Below are 15939 nucleotides of genomic sequence, written 5' to 3'. Positions count from 1 at the left end.
CTCTCCTCTAAGATGCTTTGAGAACTTACAAATATGAGCGATATCTTATTATTTAATAAACCTTATGGTGTAGTCAGCCAATTCACCGGTGAAACTCATGAGGAGACACTAGCACATTATATTAATCTGCCTGGTTTTTACGCTGCTGGCCGTCTGGATAAGAATAGTGAAGGATTATTGTTATTGTCCAATGACGGGAAATTGCAACATCGCTTAAGTCACCCTAACTACAATAAGAAAAAATATTATTGGGTTCAGGTTGAAGGCATTCCAAGGGATGAAGACTTATTACCTTTAAGAAAAGGATTGCGACTACAGCAAACACAATTTTTACCTGCCCAAGCCAAAATTATTGAAGAACCTCGATTGTGGCCAAGAACACCGCCAGTGCGATTTCGTAAAACTGTTCCGACCAGTTGGCTTGAAATTATTTTATCTGAGGGGAAAAACCATCAAATCCGTAGAATGACCGCGGCAATTGGCTTCCCAACACTAAGGTTGGTGCGTCATCGTATTGCTGATTGGTCTTTAGGTGAGCTCATGCCTGGGGAATATCGGTTATTAACAATATCGTAGCCTGTTCTCACTCTCCTCCCGTCATCCCGAACAGAGTGAGGGATCTCCGGGATTAGCACAGTGCTACACATCAGGAGATGTCTCTCTACGTTCGACATGACGTACGTTTTTGGGAGCGTAGCGAAGGATCTCCTGAATGTGGCAGAGTGCTAGTCCCGGAGATCCTTCGCTACGCTCAGGATGACGTGCTATGGGAGGTAACCTATACTACGTTCGCAATGACAGAAAAAACAATTATCTGCGATAAGCGGCTTTAATTGCTAAAGTGTCATCAGCAAGCAAACGAACCCAAGGCCAGAGCAGGATTGTTATTAGGGTGGATCCCAAGGGCATAATAAAACCATAGTAATACCCAAGTGATGCGTCGATCATCAGGATCACCGCCTGATAGAGCAGGCAAAAAAACCCAATCAAGGCCATTTGCTGTCCCATAGTAAATAAGCGGAATCGCCGGGCTTTGGTACTGGCTATCCATGAAACTATTGATAGGGCGAAGGCATGTTCTCCCAACACTGTGGAAAGCAATACATCGAGAGCTAAACCAATAACTAACAAAAGCATCAAATTAAAATGATCAGGTAAGAAAAACTGCAGATAAAGCAATAAAACAAGTACCCATGGCGGTCTAAGACCGATAAGAAGTTCTGGCAGAGGTAAAATTGTCAATGCAAGGACAAGCAAGGCAGCAACAAATAAGCGAGGGCCTAATGAGGTCATGTATTCGCTCCTATAGCATTCATACGCTCATTGATTTGTGCTGTTAGCTCTTCCTGCTCTTTATCAGGCCAAATGAGCAAGACTAAACGGTTTCGATTGAGCAAAGCAATTGGGCTAACATCCACCTTAATAAAAGCTTCACCGGGAATACTCTTTATTTGCTCTACACGCCCTACAGGATAGCCTTCTGGATAAAGACGTCCAAGTCCTGAGGTAACCAGCAAATCCCCTTTATTGATGGGTGATGATTTTGGCAAGTTCACTAAAGATAATTGGCTCATATTGTTGGTACCTACCAAAATTGCACGTTCCCCAGTGCGATTATTTCTCACAGGTACAGCACTCTTAGCATCTGAAATCAGTAAGACCGTGCTTGTCATATAGCCAACATCGATGATTTGCCCCATCACGCCTTTTGCATCAAGCACAGGTTGCCCTGTATAGACGCCATCTCGTTTGCCCTTATTCAAAACCACTAATTGACGTGAAACGCTGGTATCAACAGCCAAGATTTGTGCTGCCATTGCCCGCATTCTTGCTTTAGTGGAGGTCAATAGCAATTCTCTGAGTTGCGAATTTTCTTCTTTAATGACCAACAATTTTTGTAATTCTGCTTCCAGCATAGTTTGCTGGTAGCGCAATTTCATATTTTCATCAATTAAGGCTTTTTTGGCGCTAACCAGGGATTGCACCCAACCAATAATCCGCACTGGATAATCAACAGCATACTGTAATGGAGAAATTACTAGGGCAAAACCACTACGAACACTATCAAGATACCTGTAGTGGTAATCAGAAAACATGAGTGACATAGATAACAAAGCAGCAAGCACAAAACTAAATGATCGGTGCTTGCCCTTAGCAAAAAGTCTGCTTCTATGATTATTCTGTTGAGAGGAAATCACCGCCGCGTAGATCCATTGTTTCCAAGGCTTTACCACCACCACGAGCAACGCAGGTTAACGGATCTTCTGCAACTAACACGGGTAGACCTGTTTCTTCCATCAATAAGGTATCCATATTTTTTAGAAGAGCTCCGCCACCGGTAAGAACCATACCCCGCTCGGCAATATCGGCTGCCAATTCAGGTGGAGCAAGTTCTAGGGCTGCTCTTACTGCGCCTACAATACCAGACAAAGGTTCTTGCAAGGCTTCAAGAATTTCTGCACTCGTTAGAGTAAAGCTACGAGGCACGCCTTCAGCCAGGTTTCTACCTCTTACTTCGATTTCGAAGAGATCCCTGCTTGGGAAGGCTGAACCAATTTCGTGTTTAATACGTTCTGCTGTAGTTTCACCAATCAGTGTGCCGTAATTACGACGTACATAGGAAACAATCGCATCATCAAATTTGTCTCCACCAATTCGAACTGATTGGTGATAGACAATACCACTAAGAGAAATAATCGCGACCTCAGTTGTACCACCACCGATATCAACAACCATTGAACCACTTGCTTCCTCGACTGGCATTCCTGAGCCCAAGGCTGCTGCCATTGGTTCTTCAATGAGGAATACTTCACGCGCACCAGCACCCATCGCAGACTCTCGAATAGCACGTCGTTCAACTTGGGTGGAACCACAGGGAACACAGACAAGGACACGCGGGCTAGGGCGTAGGAAACGATTTTCATGAACTTTGTGAATGAAATGCTGGAGCATTTTCTCGGTAACAAAGAAATCAGCAATCACGCCATCTTTCATTGGTCTGATAGCATTGATATTTCCGGGTGTTCTTCCTAACATGCGTTTAGCTTCAATACCAACAGCAGCTACACGCTTTTGGCCAGACTCGTTGCGTAAGGCAACGACCGATGGCTCGTTTAAGACAATCCCTTTATCCCTGACGTAAATCAGTGTATTAGCTGTTCCCAAATCGATTGATAAATCGTTGGAAAAAACACCCCGCAATTTCCTGAACATAACCGATAACACCCCATTATTTTTTTGGCGAGTACTTTAACCTATCTTGAAATAAAAATCGACAACTCTTTGTGAAGTTTTATTTACTTTCCCTTAATTTTTAAAACTGCTTGATTAAAAGCAATTTTAAAAAATATTCTAAAAAGATAGTCTCAAAATATCTTGAATACAGCGTAAGAATGAAAAACCTCTTCTCGCCTATCTCATTCCCGCGACTTGGCCGCGGGATCCATATGTCTAGTACTACTGCAGGATCCCACGGTCAAGCCACGGGAATACGGATTAATTAGATCTATATTTTGTATTTATCTTTCAGGCCTAAAGTAATGCCAACAGACCCCAAATTTTTACAAAAAAACCTTAGTTAATAGTAAACACTTCTTGCAATTGATTTAAATGATTCTTCACAAATTGCTTACCAAATCCCTTCACTTTTTCCAAATCGTCGAGGGACTTAAATTTACCATGTTCCTCGCGATATTTAATAATGGCTTCTGCCCGTTTTTGCCCTATCCCTTTCACAGATTTAGCCAAGGTTTTTACATCAGCATTGTTTAAATCAATTTTTACCTGAGAAGAATTGACTGCTGGATAATTGCTAATTGGTAGATTAGCAGCCTTGAGAGGAAGAGATATAACACATAGCGACAACGCAGCAGCAAAAATAGTTGCTTTCATTTTAAAACTCCTTATTGATTGGACTAAGGTGGTTAATATTTTTCCGAATAAACCACCACTACTTCTTCATAGCGAAGAGGCAAACGAGTATTGCAGTATTTTCCTTAGCTGTCGAGATTTAGTTGCGTAAAATGTTGGCTTATCACATAGGCTACGCAAGATGTTAATTTTTCAACCATTTTCAGATCTAAAAATTCATTGGGTCCATGGGCATTTGAATGCGGACCCAAGACACCGGTTATCAGGAATTGGGCTTGCGGAAACTTTTCGCCAAGCATTCCCATAAAAGGAATAGTTCCCCCCTCACCCATATAGACAGCTGGTTTTTGATAAAAAGTCATAGATGCATCATCAACAGCTTTAGCCAACCATCCAGCCAATTGCGGTGCATTCCAGCCTTTTGCGGCATCATCAATGCGAAAGCTAATCTTTGCTTGATAGGGTGGGTTTTCCGTTAAGGCTGTTTGCATTGCTTCCGCTGCTGTTTGTGGAGCAACCAGAGGGGGCAAGCGCATTGATAACTTAAAGGCAGTTTGTGGTCTGAGCACGTTTCCGGCATCTGCAATAGCTGGCAGACCTGCGGCACCAGTCACCGATAACGCTGGGCGCCAGGTTCTATTTAGGATTAATTCTGTTTTATCCAGTGTTAGCGGCTCTACCCCGGGATGAAAGGGAAAACTTTGGTAGATATTCTCTCCTAAAACCCCTGCACAGGCTTTTGCCTGATCGATTCGCTCTTGGGGGATATCACAATGAAGGGCTGCTAGTTTAACCTCGCCACTTAGCTCATCTTCAATACGGCTAATCAGTTGTTTTACAACACGAAAACTATCCGCGACAATCCCGCTTGCATAACCTGAATGCACGCCTTCGCTAATCAGTTCGACAGTTAACTCACCTACGATATTGCCACGTAGAGAAGTAGTCATCCATAATTGCTCATAATTACCAGCCCCAGAATCCAGGCAAATAACCAACGAGGGTTCACCAATTTTATCCTTTAATGCATCGATATAATAAGGCAGATCATAGCTACCACTCTCTTCACAAGCTTCGATAATCAATACGCAGCGTGCATGGGGTAAGCCCTGGTCTTGTAAGGCCTTTAGTGCAGTTAGCGAAGCGAAAGCTGCGTAACCATCATCAGCGCCTCCACGTCCATAAAGACGATCATTCTTGATCACTGGCGTCCAAGGGCCTAAGCCCTCTTGCCAACCGGACATCTCTGGTTGCTTATCAAGATGCCCATAAAGCAACACTGTAGCCTCTGCTTGACCGGGTACTTCCATGAATAATAAGGGGGTTCGCCCAGGAAGGCGGATAACTTCCAGCTTCATCCCCACTGGTGCATGAGCTTTACACCAATTGGCAACATGGTTAACCGCCTGATCCATATAGCCATGCTTTTGCCAATCCTTATCAAAATGAGGGGATTTATTAGGAATTTTTATATAGTCACACAATGAGGGCAGTATATCCTTTTGCCAAACCTGTCTCACATAGTCATACAGCTTTTGGGGATTCAACATGCATCTGCTCCTTGATGAGTGCTATGATTTTCAGGGTTGCGGATTCAATATCTAATCCTTTGATTTTTTTTATAATTTCTTCTTTATGTAAGCTGACTTCTTTCATTGCTTCCAAGAAATTGTCGGTCGTTAAGGACTCATCATCAATAACCAGACTAATTCCCTGTTGTTTGAAATAACTTGCGTTTTGAATCTGATCGCCGCGGCTAGCATTAACTGATAAAGGAACAAGCACATGCGGTTTTTGCAAGGCCAGTATTTCATATAAGGCATTGGCGCCCGCTCTTGATACAACGACATCACTAGCAGCAAAGAGATCAGCAAGCTCTTTATTGACATATTCAAACTGACAATAATCATTACGATTATGAAAGGCAGGATCAACCTTGCCCTTGCCGCAGAGATGAATAACCTGATACTGCTCGCATAACTCTGGCAAGGCCGCGCGCAAGGCCTTATTGAGCCTTAAGGAACCTTGACTCCCGCCCATCACCAGCAGGCAGGGCTTGTCCTTGTTGAACCCGCATAAATCCAAGCCAGCGCTCTTAGAGCCTTTAAATAACTCCTGGCGAATGGGAGTTCCTGTAATTTCAACCTTTGATTGGTCTTTAAAATGCTTTTTTGCTGCTGCAAAGGTAACGCAGATTTTATCGACAAAGGGGAAACTGAGCCGATTCGCCAAACCGGGGCTCATATCTGATTCATGAGCAATAACTGGGATGCGATTTAACCAGGCAGCAACAACAATAGGAAAGGCGACAAAGCCTCCCTTTGAAAAAACAACCTCTGTTTTTAGTTTGCGTAATAAGCGATAAGCCTGGATGATGCCCCAAAAGGTCTTGAAAGGGTCGAGAAAATTTTGCCAACTGAAATAGCGTCGTAGCTTTCCGGTACTCACTGAATGATAGGGAATCTGCAAAGGAGCAATCATGTCTTTTTCAACACCATCGCCAGAGCCAATATAATCGATTTGCCAGCCTTCTTTCTGCATCGCCTCTATCAAAGCCAAATTGGGTGTTACATGGCCAGCGCTACCTCCGCCAGTAAAGACAATTCGTGGATTCATTGGACACCCCTAATTAGTAAACTTAGATCTATCGCCCTGATCGATTTGGTCATTGCTCCCACGGAAATAAAATCGACTCCTAATTGCGCAATTCTAGTAATATTTGTCAAATCAATACCACCAGAAGCTTCTAGCTGGCAGCCATAGGGCTGATTAATCGCCACAGCTTCTTGCAACAGGCTTAGGCTAAAGTTATCGAGTAAAATCCTATCGGGTTTTGCTTCTAAAGCCTCACACAGTTCCGCTATGGTTTCTACCTCTATCTCAACAAACAAATCCTTGCGAAGCGCCCTTGCCTGTTGGATAGCCTTAGAAATCGAGCCACAAGACTTGATATGATTTTCTTTGATTAAAAAGGCATCATACAAACCGAGTCGATGATTAACACCGCCAGCACAAGCCACCGCATATTTTTGGGCAAGCCTTAAACCAGGTAAGGTTTTACGGGTATCGAGCAAGCGAGTTTTGCTACCTTTAATGGCATCCAAATAACGATGAGTTTGGGTTGCTGTCGCTGAAAGAGTCTGTAAAAAATTGAGAGCAGTCCGCTCAGCAGTTAAAATCGCTCTTGCTGGGCCTTTAATCTCACATAAGGTACCTGGTTGTGAGAGCCACTCTCCTTCTTCAACCAGCCAGTTTAATTCGATTGCAGGACTTAGGGCAGCAAATACGGCATCGACCCAGGGGCGGCCGCAAACTAACATAGGTTCACGCGAAATGATTTCAGCTTCAACTACAAGATGAGCTGGCAGTAAAGCAGCACTTACATCACCAGAACCAACATCCTCATCCAACGCACGCTGGACATCTACCAAAATATCGGACTGTTTTAAATTCATGCTTTAGTCTCTCTCGCATTATGGGCATATCTTGCTTTTAATAGAGGTGGAGCAATAAAGGTTGTTACGATCACCATCAATACTATCGCTGAAAAAAGCTGATCTGACATAACACCGAGGGTTCTGCCAATTGAGGCGAAAACCAATCCAACCTCACCGCGAGGCAGCATGCCGATGCCTATTAGCAAGCGATCATCTTTACGATTACCACCCATGCCACTAATAAGTTTACCAAGGATTGCTGCAACAATCAGACCACTAGCCATAAGCAAAACAGGCCAGTGGCAAAATTCTTCTAGTTTTACCTGAATCCCAATCAGCATAAAAAACAGCGGCGCCAAAATAGATTCCAAGGGGGCAATCAGGTTTTTAATACTCTGCGAATGTGTATTGGACCATTCCGGTGAATTGAAAAAATCATCATGCAAAATTAGGCCTGCGGCGAAAGCGCCGATAATTGTCGCTAAGTGGACCAAAGTTGCCAGCCAAGCAAAGGCCATGACAAAAACAAAGGCAACAAACAACTTCAATTCCCACAGTTCTAAAAAACTAAAACAACGAACAGCCTGGCGCACAAGCCAGGGACCAATCAATAAGACACCTGCAAAAAAGAGTAGGGATGAGATGATAATCTGCATAACCATCATCAGATTCACTACACCAGTTATCACCACAGAACTTACAACAGCGAGAATAATTAAGCCTAAAATATCATCAATCATTGCAGCGCCGAGAATTGTTTTCGCTTCACGGGTGCGCATTTTTTTCATTTCAGAAAGGACGCGAGCTGTAATACCTATACTGGTTGCCGACAAGGTCGCCGCAACAAAGAGATGAGCCTTATAATCGGATTCTGGCATAAGCAGATAAGCAACGAGAAAACCAAGGATAATCGGAGCAATTACGCCAACCACAGCCACCTGGATCGATTCGCGCCCTGTATGCCGCAACTCTTCAACCGAGGTTTCCAAACCCACTTTAAATAGTAGAAAGATGACGCCATAACGGGCAAAAATATCTAAAACATAGGCCACCTTAATGAGATCAATACCCTCCTCTCCCGCTAAAGCCGCTGTTACTTGGTTTGCATAAAAAGTGTTGGGGATAGAGTCACTAACAGCCTGGGCAAGAGGGGTGCCAGCAAGCATTTCGCGCATAATATTGAAGATCGATGAGCCTTCCCTGACTACAACAACCAATTCTAAGCCAAAGTAATAGCAAAGATTGCCAAGCACTACCCCCATAAGCAACTCGCCAAGAACAGCAGGTTGTTTAAATCGACCCGCTAGATAGCGGCCAATCACAGCGAAAAAAAAGATTAGCGTGACCCAAAGTATGACTGCGGCAACAGGGTCATGATGTTGAATCTGTTGCGCTTGAGCAAAGGCTATGGCAGGAAATAATCCTGCCAGCAGAAGCCATTTCCTTAGGCTCTTCATCGTGAACCAGAATTCTGTTCAGCTAAGAATAAACAGGTCTCTAAGACAGAATCAGGATTTAAGGAAACGCTATCGATACCCTCTTTCATCAACCAAAGGGCAAAATCCTGATGATCAGATGGTCCTTGACCACAAATTCCGACATACTTACCTGCCTTTTTACAGGTTGAAATTGCCAGATGTAATAAGGCTTTCACTGCATCGTTGCGCTCATCAAATTGGGCTGCAATCAATCCTGAGTCTCTATCCAGGCCTAGTGTAAGTTGGGTTAGATCATTAGAACCAATGGAAAAACCATCAAAATGCTCTAAAAACTCACTTGCTAGCAAGGCGTTTGAGGGTAATTCACACATCATAATGACGCGCAGAGCTTCTTTACCCCGCTCCAAACCATGTGTTTTCAGTACATCGATAACTTGTTTAGCTTCTGCCACTGTTCTGACGAAGGGAATCATCACTTCAACATTTTTTAGCCCCATGTCTTCACGTACCCGTCGAACAGCCTGGCATTCAAGCGCAAAACAATCAGCAAAACTGTCTGAAACATAGCGTGAAGCGCCACGAAAACCGAGCATCGGATTTTCTTCATGAGGTTCGTAATATTTACCACCCACTAAGTTGGCATATTCATTGGATTTAAAATCTGACAAGCGGACAATAACAGGCTTGGGGTAAAAGGCTGCAGCGATGGTTGCAATACCCTCTTTTAAACGCTCTACATAATATTCAACGGGTGAAGCATAAGCCGCCGTTTTATCACTAATAAAACTCTTGAGTTCTTTGTCTTCTAAGCTGTCAAATTCCAACAGGGCTTTAGGATGAATACCTATAGTATTCGAAATCAAAAATTCAAGTCGAGCCAAGCCAACGCCGGCATTAGGAACAGACTGAAAGGTAAACGCCCGCTCAGGATTACCCACATTGAGCATCACTTTGATAGGCAGATCAGGCATGGTATTGATGTCAAGATGAATCTGCTCAAAAGGCAGAATTCCCTCGTAAACATAGCCGATATCCCCTTCGGCACAACTTACAGTCACCTCATCGCCATCGTGAATAGTTTTAGTTGCATCACCACAGCCAACAACAGCAGGGATACCTAATTCACGCGCAATAATTGCGGCATGACAGGTTCTGCCGCCGCGATTCGTAACAATCGCTGCAGCCCGCTTCATGACCGGTTCCCAATCAGGGTCGGTCATATCAGAAATAAGCACATCACCTGGTTGAACCCGATGCATTTCACTAATATCACTAATAACCCTGGCACGTCCCTGACCTATTCTTTGGCCAATGCTACGCCCTTCACTTAAAACCTTACCCTCAGCTTTCAGGCTATAGCGCTCTAGTACTTGCTTGTTAGAACGACTCTTAACTGTTTCAGGACGGGCTTGCAGGATATAAAGTCTGCCATTTTTTCCATCTTTGGCCCATTCGATATCCATTGGCTTACCATAGTGCTGTTCAATAATAAGTGCCTGTTTAGCCAAGAGTTCGGCCTCTTCAGCAGATAGGGAAAATTGCAAACGGTCAGCAGCTGGCACGTCCTCTGTTTTAACATTAGCATTATCACAATAAACCATTTTCTGCATTTTAGAACCAAGAACACGGCGAATTACCGCTGGTTTACCTGCTTTTAAGATAGGTTTATGTACATAAAATTCATCAGGATTTACCGCTCCCTGCACAACCATTTCCCCTAAACCATAGGCAGAGGTGATAAAAACCACCTGATCAAAACCAGATTCCGTATCCATAGTGAACATCACCCCACTCACAGCAAGATCACTACGAATCATTTGCTGAATTCCCGCAGATAAGGCGACTTCATGATGAGCAAAATCATGGTGGCTACGATAAGTAATTGCCCGATCGTTGTATAAGGAGGCAAATACCTGCTTAATAGCGATCATAATGGCATCGATACCACGGACATTTAAATAGGTTTCTTGCTGGCCTGCGAAAGAAGCCTCTGGCAAATCCTCTGCTGTTGCTGAAGACCGTACTGCAACACTAAAATCATCATGGCCTATGGTTTTTGCCAGATTGGCGTAGGAAGCTCGTACAGCTTTTTCGAATTCTGGAGAAAAAGGAGCATCGATAACCATCTGGCGAATTGTCTTGCCAACCTGGGCGAGCTGAGTCAAATCATCAGGATTAAGTGTATCGAGTAACGCATAGATTTTTTTGTCTAAACCGTTAGAGGTCAAAAATTCATTAAAAGACGCAGCTGTCGTTGCAAAACCAGTTGGTACTGAAACCCCTGCAGAAGATAAATGAGATATCATTTCACCTAAAGAAGCATTTTTACCGCCGACCTGCTCTAAATCCTTCATACCTAAATGCTGCAAATCAATTGTATGTGTACCGACTGCCATATTTAACCTCTAGTCCTTAAAAATGTCGTTCATTCTACTTAAAATGCTGGGTGATGTGAATTGTATCCTTACTTTGACGTATAGATTTTTTATGCCGCCATTGCAAGTACCGTAGGCTGGGCTAACAAGTCATAGCCGTCAGGCTAAGGATTTTTGTTCATTTAATGCACCCAGTTCCTACGTGCCGCGGCTTGTCCGCGGCATCCAGCTGGATACTAATAGGTCACTCTGAACTCCAGGATACCGCGGACAAGCCGCGGTACGTAGACATCGGAGGCTTAGCCTGACGGCAATGGGCTTGTCAGCCCAGCCTACGGCCTAAAACTCAAATTAAGCAATTAACCGCCTTCGACTGCGATTTATATTGGTGATACTATTTGAGTCTAACCAGTTAGCTTATTGAATCCACATGCCTTCTCAGAATTCTAAGATTTCTATTATTGCCCCAATGTACAATGAAGAAGCAATTATCGAGAGTTTCCTGCAAGAAACAATCAAGGTATTGAATAGTCATTACAAAAGCTATGAATTAATACTGGTTGACGATGGCTCAACCGATCACACTATTTTGCGTTGCCTCCCCTTTGTTAAGGCAAATAAAAATATTCGTTTACTTTCATTTTCACGTAATTACGGCCATGAGATTGCTTCAACTGCCGGCCTTGATCATGCTCACGGTGACTACGTTATATTGATGGACTCTGATTTACAACATCCCCCCGAGCTTATTCCTGCCATGATTAAAAAAGCAGCCGAAGGCTATGATGTAGTTTGCGCGGCTAGAATTAGCAGGAAGCATGAGCCGCTATTAAAACGATTTGCCGCTAAAATTTTTTACCGCTTTACACGAAAAATGACTGGCTTTGATATGCAGGGTGACACGGGTAATTTTCGTTTATTAACATCTAAGGTTGTTGAGTCACTTAGAAAAATGAAAGAATCCAATCGCCATCTGGTCATGATGTTTGCCTATGTCGGATTTAAAACTGCGACGATTCCTTATAATTGTCCTCCTCGAAGAGCAGGGAGGAGCAAATATAATTTAAAAAAGTTAATCAATTTATCCTTAGATTCAATTATTTCCTTCTCTGCCCGCCCCTTACGCGCCATGTCGATTTTATCGATTTTTATTAGTGCAGTGATGATGCTCTACGCCGGATTTATTCTGATGGAAAAACTCTTTACCCATCAGCATTTAGCTGAAGGAATAGCGTCCATTATTTTTCTGACTTCGGGATTATTTTCTGTTTTGTTCTTATTTTTAGCGATTATTTCGGAATACATTAGTCGTATTCTTGTTGAAACAAAAAATCGTCCTTTGTATTACATCAAACAAGAAATTACTCATGAGACCGTTGAACATTTTAATTAGAGCAGGGCTGTGTATACCCTTTTGCACTATAGACTGTCATTGCAAACGCCTCAGTCCCTTTGAGCCAATCCGTCATCCCGAGCGTAGAGAGGGGTCTCCGGGATTAGCACTGCGCCACATTCAGGAGATGTCTCACTACGTTCGACATGACGTGCATATGCAGCATTCATACAGAAAATGGACTTAATATGATTAAAAACATCATCTTATGCGCTGATGACTATGGACAAAATGAGTTTGTTTGCGAAGGTATTTTATTGCTAGCCAAGCGAAAAAGGATCAATGCCATCAGTTGCCTGGTTAACACGCCAGATTGGTCAGAGGCTTGCGATCGATTAAAACCCGTTAAAAATAGCAGTTATCTTGGCCTGCACTTAAACCTCACTTTCGGTCAGGCCTTAAGCCTTAAATGGCGGGAAAGATACCCTGCCAATTTTAGTTCACTTCCTTCGTTGATTAAGCAAGCTTATTTAAGGCGTTTAGACAGAGACTGTGTTGAGGCAGAAATTTGCGCCCAAATTGATGCGTTTACGCAAGCAATGAATGCGCCTCCTGATTTTATTGATGGACATCAACACATACACCAATTACCTGTTGTCAGAGAAGCCTTAGTCAGCATTTATAAGCAAAAGAATTTAACCGCCTTTTGCCGTAATACCAGTTGCCGTTGGCAGGATTTTATTTCACACCCCAATTTTCCCAAACGCCAGGCGATTTCCTTGCTGGGCGGCCAAAACTTTAAAAGGCTGTTAAAACGGCAAACAATCCTGGCAAATTCAAGCTTCGCTGGTAGTTATAATTTCGTCAAAGCGAATAATTACCGGCATTATTTCAAACGCTTTTTAAAATTAATTCACTCCGGCGGACTTATTATGTGCCACCCAGGAACTACTTCGCTTGATTTAACTGATCCTTTGCAGCAATATCGCCACCACGAGTTTAATTATTTTATGAGTAATGTATTTCTAAGCGACCTGAATGATGCCCACTGTCGTTTAGTACCAAAAGTAAACCATGATCGACGAATACCATAGACCTCCGAAAAACCTACGTCATGTCGAAGGTAATGAGGGATCTCGTGAACGCCAGGAGATCCCTCACTACGTTCGGGATGACGTGAAGCTGTTTTACTATCAGGCAGCAGCTGTATTAACCTTTCTCCTTTTGTGCCGGTTGCTGGCAATGTATTTTGTGCCACTTATGGACTCCACTGAGGCCAGATATGCTGAAATTGCCCGTGAGATGTTGCAAACGCAAAACTGGATTACGCTTTTACACAATTATGGCAGCCCTTTTCTGGCAAAGCCGCCCTTATCAACCTGGCTCTCAGCCACCTCGCTATCCTTGTTCGGTATTAATGAATTGGCAGTTCGCTTGCCTAGTTTGCTCTTATCCATAGCAATACTGTGGCTTGTTTGGTCCCTGGCCAAGAAACGTAGCGGCTCAGTGGTTGCCCTGCTCACTGTTTTATTCTTGGCAGGCAGTCTTTATTTCTACCTTAATGCAGGTGCCGTAATGACCGACGCTGCACTTATTTTCTGTACAACGCTCTCCATGGTCGCCTTTTGGCAAGCAGTGGTTGAACGCTCCAAGCTCTGGGCTTATCTCTTTTTTGTTGCTCTAGGTTTAGGACTATTAACCAAAGGGCCTGCCGCCTTTGTACTTAGCGTACTTCCCTCTTTTCTATGGCTGATCATTAGCAAACAATGGTCGGCTTTTTATCGACAAATGCCCCTGTTCAAAGGAAGCCTGATTACCCTGGCTATTGCCCTGCCTTGGTATGTCTTAGCCGAGCTTCGTTCGCCGGGTTTTCTAAACTATTTTATTATTGGCGAGCATTTCAACCGCTTCTTTGTATCGTCCTGGAATGGCAATCAATATGGTTATTCTCACGCTAAACCTTATGGAACTATCTGGATTTATTGTCTAATCGGCTTTTTTCCTTGGTCAGTTGTTGCGCTAAACTGGTTAGGTCATCAGGCTAAGAATTTAGGCGCTTTGTTGCGGCAGGAGGATCAAGGCTGGCTTAACTATCTTTTGCTTTGGGCCTATGTTCCCTTAGTTTTTTTTAGTTTTTCCAAAAATATTATTTATACCTATTGTTTTTCGACCTTACCAGCCTTCGCCCTGTTGTTCGCCGAACTATGGCAACGTTCCGGTATTCGCTTAAAAACTGTGAAAAGGTTTATGCTTTTAACGACGCTAACCGGCTTTATATTCTTATTTGCGACCCTAGTTTTAATCGCCAAACCAGGAAAAATTGCCAAATCGCAAAAACCAATTATTAGTGCCTGGGAAAGTGAAAACCCGCCTGCTGATTCTAAATTAATCTATTGGGCAACCCGGCTGGAATATTCCGCACAGTTTTATTCAAAAGGAAGAGCCTTGGCCACAAGAGATTTCAACTATCTAAGCCAGTTTTTTAGAGATCGCAAAAACCGTTATCTGGTTATCAGTACCAAAGAAACTACCCAACTTCCACAGGATTTTTATTCGCAGTTTACCACGCTGCGTGTCATTCAGATGACTAATGATCAGCAGTTGCTGTTAGGTAGATCTACTGTCTATACAAGCGAAGATTCAAAGGCGGCTCTATCGCCTCAGAAGAACGAATCGGATTAATATCCAAGCCGCCTCGGCGTGTATATCTGGCGTAAACTGTCAGAGTCTCTGGTTGGCAACGTTCCATGACATCCATAAAAATACGCTCGACACATTGTTCATGAAATTCATTGTGGTTACGAAAAGAAACCAAGTACTGTAGCAAAGACTCATTATTGATTCGGGGTCCTGAATAGTTGATTGAAATGGAACCCCAATCCGGCTGTCCTGTTACCGGACAATTGGATTTTAGTAAATGACTGTAAACTGAGCAATTTTCTACTCGCTGCTCATCTGTCACAAGAATATCTGCCTTAACCTTATACGCTGAGTAACTGATATCTAAGTCATCCAGATAAATTCCCTCAAACTGCGCTATTTTTGCGTTTGCAAAATCATTCGCCAAATAAATGAGCACCTCAACCTCAGCCCCTGCTGCCTTGGAAAGATCTCGTTTTATCAGGTCGCGAACAACATCTACGGAAGCAAAACGGGTGTTATTAAAGGAATTCAGATAAAGCTTGAAGGATTTAGATTCGATGATATTGGGCGAATTACAAGGAATAATAATATCGCCAATAGCAACGACTGGTTTACATTTTTCATTCAGCCATGAAAGTTCAAAAGCAGTCCATATATCATACCCCTTAAAGGGTAAAGGCAGGCTGACAGCAATGGCATCACGCTTAGGCTGCCTGGAAATTGGAAAAAGCAGTGTGTCATCATAGTTATCAATGTAGATGCTGCGTTGACCAAGTGGAGAACTGCTTAAATCTTGTGCGGACATAGTAGTACTAATTTCATTGCGTCAGAATGGGCATGGA

General features: G+C 43.2%; 14 protein-coding genes. 4 read left to right on the top strand and 10 right to left on the bottom strand.

The annotated features are described in order from the left end of the window. Positions 1 to 33 precede the first annotated feature (33 nt). Entirely contained in the window at positions 34 to 576 is a 543-nt protein-coding gene (locus BN1094_RS15490) for a pseudouridine synthase (RefSeq protein ID WP_044012058.1), read from the top strand. 234 nt (positions 577 to 810) lie between these two features. Here BN1094_RS15490 and mreD read toward each other — a convergent pair whose 3' ends face one another. From mreD to ppsA, 9 genes are all read right to left on the bottom strand, one after another. Continuing rightward, the gene (mreD, locus tag BN1094_RS15485; RefSeq protein ID WP_044012057.1) at positions 811 to 1293 is read right to left on the bottom strand and encodes a rod shape-determining protein MreD; all 483 of its coding nucleotides are present in this window, start codon (positions 1291 to 1293) and stop codon (positions 811 to 813) included. Further along, entirely contained in the window at positions 1290 to 2198 is a 909-nt protein-coding gene (gene mreC / locus BN1094_RS15480) for a rod shape-determining protein MreC (protein WP_044012056.1), read from the bottom strand. Before mreC ends, mreD begins: the two co-directional genes overlap by 4 nt. Next, positions 2176 to 3213, bottom strand: coding sequence for a rod shape-determining protein (locus BN1094_RS15475; protein ID WP_044012055.1), 1038 nt, complete (start codon positions 3211 to 3213; stop codon positions 2176 to 2178). Before BN1094_RS15475 ends, mreC begins: the two co-directional genes overlap by 23 nt. A gap of 360 nt (positions 3214 to 3573) precedes the next feature. Beyond that, positions 3574 to 3891, bottom strand: coding sequence for a ComEA family DNA-binding protein (locus tag BN1094_RS15470; protein WP_044012054.1), 318 nt, complete (start codon positions 3889 to 3891; stop codon positions 3574 to 3576). Positions 3892 to 3995: 104 nt separating this feature from the next. Then, a complete protein-coding gene (locus tag BN1094_RS15465) occupies positions 3996 to 5420 on the bottom strand; it encodes a M20 family metallopeptidase (protein ID WP_044012053.1) in 1425 nt (474 codons plus the stop codon). After that, the gene (locus BN1094_RS15460; RefSeq protein WP_044012052.1) at positions 5395 to 6486 is read right to left on the bottom strand and encodes an undecaprenyldiphospho-muramoylpentapeptide beta-N-acetylglucosaminyltransferase; all 1092 of its coding nucleotides are present in this window, start codon (positions 6484 to 6486) and stop codon (positions 5395 to 5397) included. Before BN1094_RS15460 ends, BN1094_RS15465 begins: the two co-directional genes overlap by 26 nt. Continuing rightward, a complete protein-coding gene (gene nadC / locus BN1094_RS15455; protein WP_044012051.1) occupies positions 6483 to 7325 on the bottom strand; it encodes a carboxylating nicotinate-nucleotide diphosphorylase in 843 nt (280 codons plus the stop codon). The genes BN1094_RS15460 and nadC overlap by 4 nt, the downstream gene beginning before the upstream one ends. Continuing rightward, positions 7322 to 8764: a cation:proton antiporter gene (locus BN1094_RS15450; RefSeq protein WP_044012050.1), complete on the bottom strand. Its 1443-nt coding sequence runs from the start codon at positions 8762 to 8764 to the stop codon at positions 7322 to 7324. Before BN1094_RS15450 ends, nadC begins: the two co-directional genes overlap by 4 nt. Then, positions 8761 to 11142, bottom strand: coding sequence for a phosphoenolpyruvate synthase (gene ppsA, locus BN1094_RS15445; protein WP_044012049.1), 2382 nt, complete (start codon positions 11140 to 11142; stop codon positions 8761 to 8763). Before ppsA ends, BN1094_RS15450 begins: the two co-directional genes overlap by 4 nt. Before the next feature lie 409 nt (positions 11143 to 11551). On the opposite strand from ppsA, the gene BN1094_RS15440 reads away from it, so the two are divergent. From BN1094_RS15440 to BN1094_RS15430, 3 genes are all read left to right on the top strand, one after another. After that, positions 11552 to 12514 (top strand): glycosyltransferase family 2 protein, encoded by a 963-nt coding sequence (locus BN1094_RS15440; protein WP_044012048.1) that lies wholly within the window; start codon positions 11552 to 11554, stop codon positions 12512 to 12514. Between the two features lie 188 nt (positions 12515 to 12702). Beyond that, entirely contained in the window at positions 12703 to 13548 is an 846-nt protein-coding gene (locus BN1094_RS15435; RefSeq protein ID WP_044012047.1) for a ChbG/HpnK family deacetylase, read from the top strand. Beyond that, complete coding sequence (locus tag BN1094_RS15430; RefSeq protein ID WP_099909033.1) at positions 13529 to 15136, top strand: ArnT family glycosyltransferase; 1608 nt, start codon at positions 13529 to 13531, stop codon at positions 15134 to 15136. The genes BN1094_RS15435 and BN1094_RS15430 overlap by 20 nt, the downstream gene beginning before the upstream one ends. Here the strand turns inward: BN1094_RS15430 and queF are convergent. Further along, a complete protein-coding gene (gene queF, locus BN1094_RS15425; protein ID WP_044012045.1) occupies positions 15072 to 15902 on the bottom strand; it encodes an NADPH-dependent 7-cyano-7-deazaguanine reductase QueF in 831 nt (276 codons plus the stop codon). The genes BN1094_RS15430 and queF overlap by 65 nt on opposite strands. Between the last annotated feature and the right edge of the window lie 37 nt (positions 15903 to 15939).

Source organism: Legionella massiliensis (assembly GCF_000756815.1).
Taxonomy (GTDB): domain Bacteria; phylum Pseudomonadota; class Gammaproteobacteria; order Legionellales; family Legionellaceae; genus Tatlockia; species Tatlockia massiliensis.
Note: the sequence above shows the minus strand (reverse complement) of the source record. Positions and strands in the feature narration are given on the sequence as shown.

Coding starts and splice junctions, on each gene's coding strand:
- BN1094_RS15490 (WP_044012058.1), top strand. CDS start 34: ATGAGCGATATCTTATTATTTAATAAACCTTATGGTGTAGTCAGCCAA.
- mreD (WP_044012057.1), bottom strand. CDS start 1,293: ATGACCTCATTAGGCCCTCGCTTATTTGTTGCTGCCTTGCTTGTCCTT.
- BN1094_RS15475 (WP_044012055.1), bottom strand. CDS start 3,213: ATGTTCAGGAAATTGCGGGGTGTTTTTTCCAACGATTTATCAATCGAT.
- BN1094_RS15470 (WP_044012054.1), bottom strand. CDS start 3,891: ATGAAAGCAACTATTTTTGCTGCTGCGTTGTCGCTATGTGTTATATCT.
- BN1094_RS15465 (WP_044012053.1), bottom strand. CDS start 5,420: ATGTTGAATCCCCAAAAGCTGTATGACTATGTGAGACAGGTTTGGCAA.
- BN1094_RS15460 (WP_044012052.1), bottom strand. CDS start 6,486: ATGAATCCACGAATTGTCTTTACTGGCGGAGGTAGCGCTGGCCATGTA.
- nadC (WP_044012051.1), bottom strand. CDS start 7,325: ATGAATTTAAAACAGTCCGATATTTTGGTAGATGTCCAGCGTGCGTTG.
- BN1094_RS15450 (WP_044012050.1), bottom strand. CDS start 8,764: ATGAAGAGCCTAAGGAAATGGCTTCTGCTGGCAGGATTATTTCCTGCC.
- ppsA (WP_044012049.1), bottom strand. CDS start 11,142: ATGGCAGTCGGTACACATACAATTGATTTGCAGCATTTAGGTATGAAG.
- BN1094_RS15440 (WP_044012048.1), top strand. CDS start 11,552: ATGCCTTCTCAGAATTCTAAGATTTCTATTATTGCCCCAATGTACAAT.
- BN1094_RS15435 (WP_044012047.1), top strand. CDS start 12,703: ATGATTAAAAACATCATCTTATGCGCTGATGACTATGGACAAAATGAG.
- BN1094_RS15430 (WP_099909033.1), top strand. CDS start 13,529: ATGATCGACGAATACCATAGACCTCCGAAAAACCTACGTCATGTCGAA.
- queF (WP_044012045.1), bottom strand. CDS start 15,902: ATGTCCGCACAAGATTTAAGCAGTTCTCCACTTGGTCAACGCAGCATC.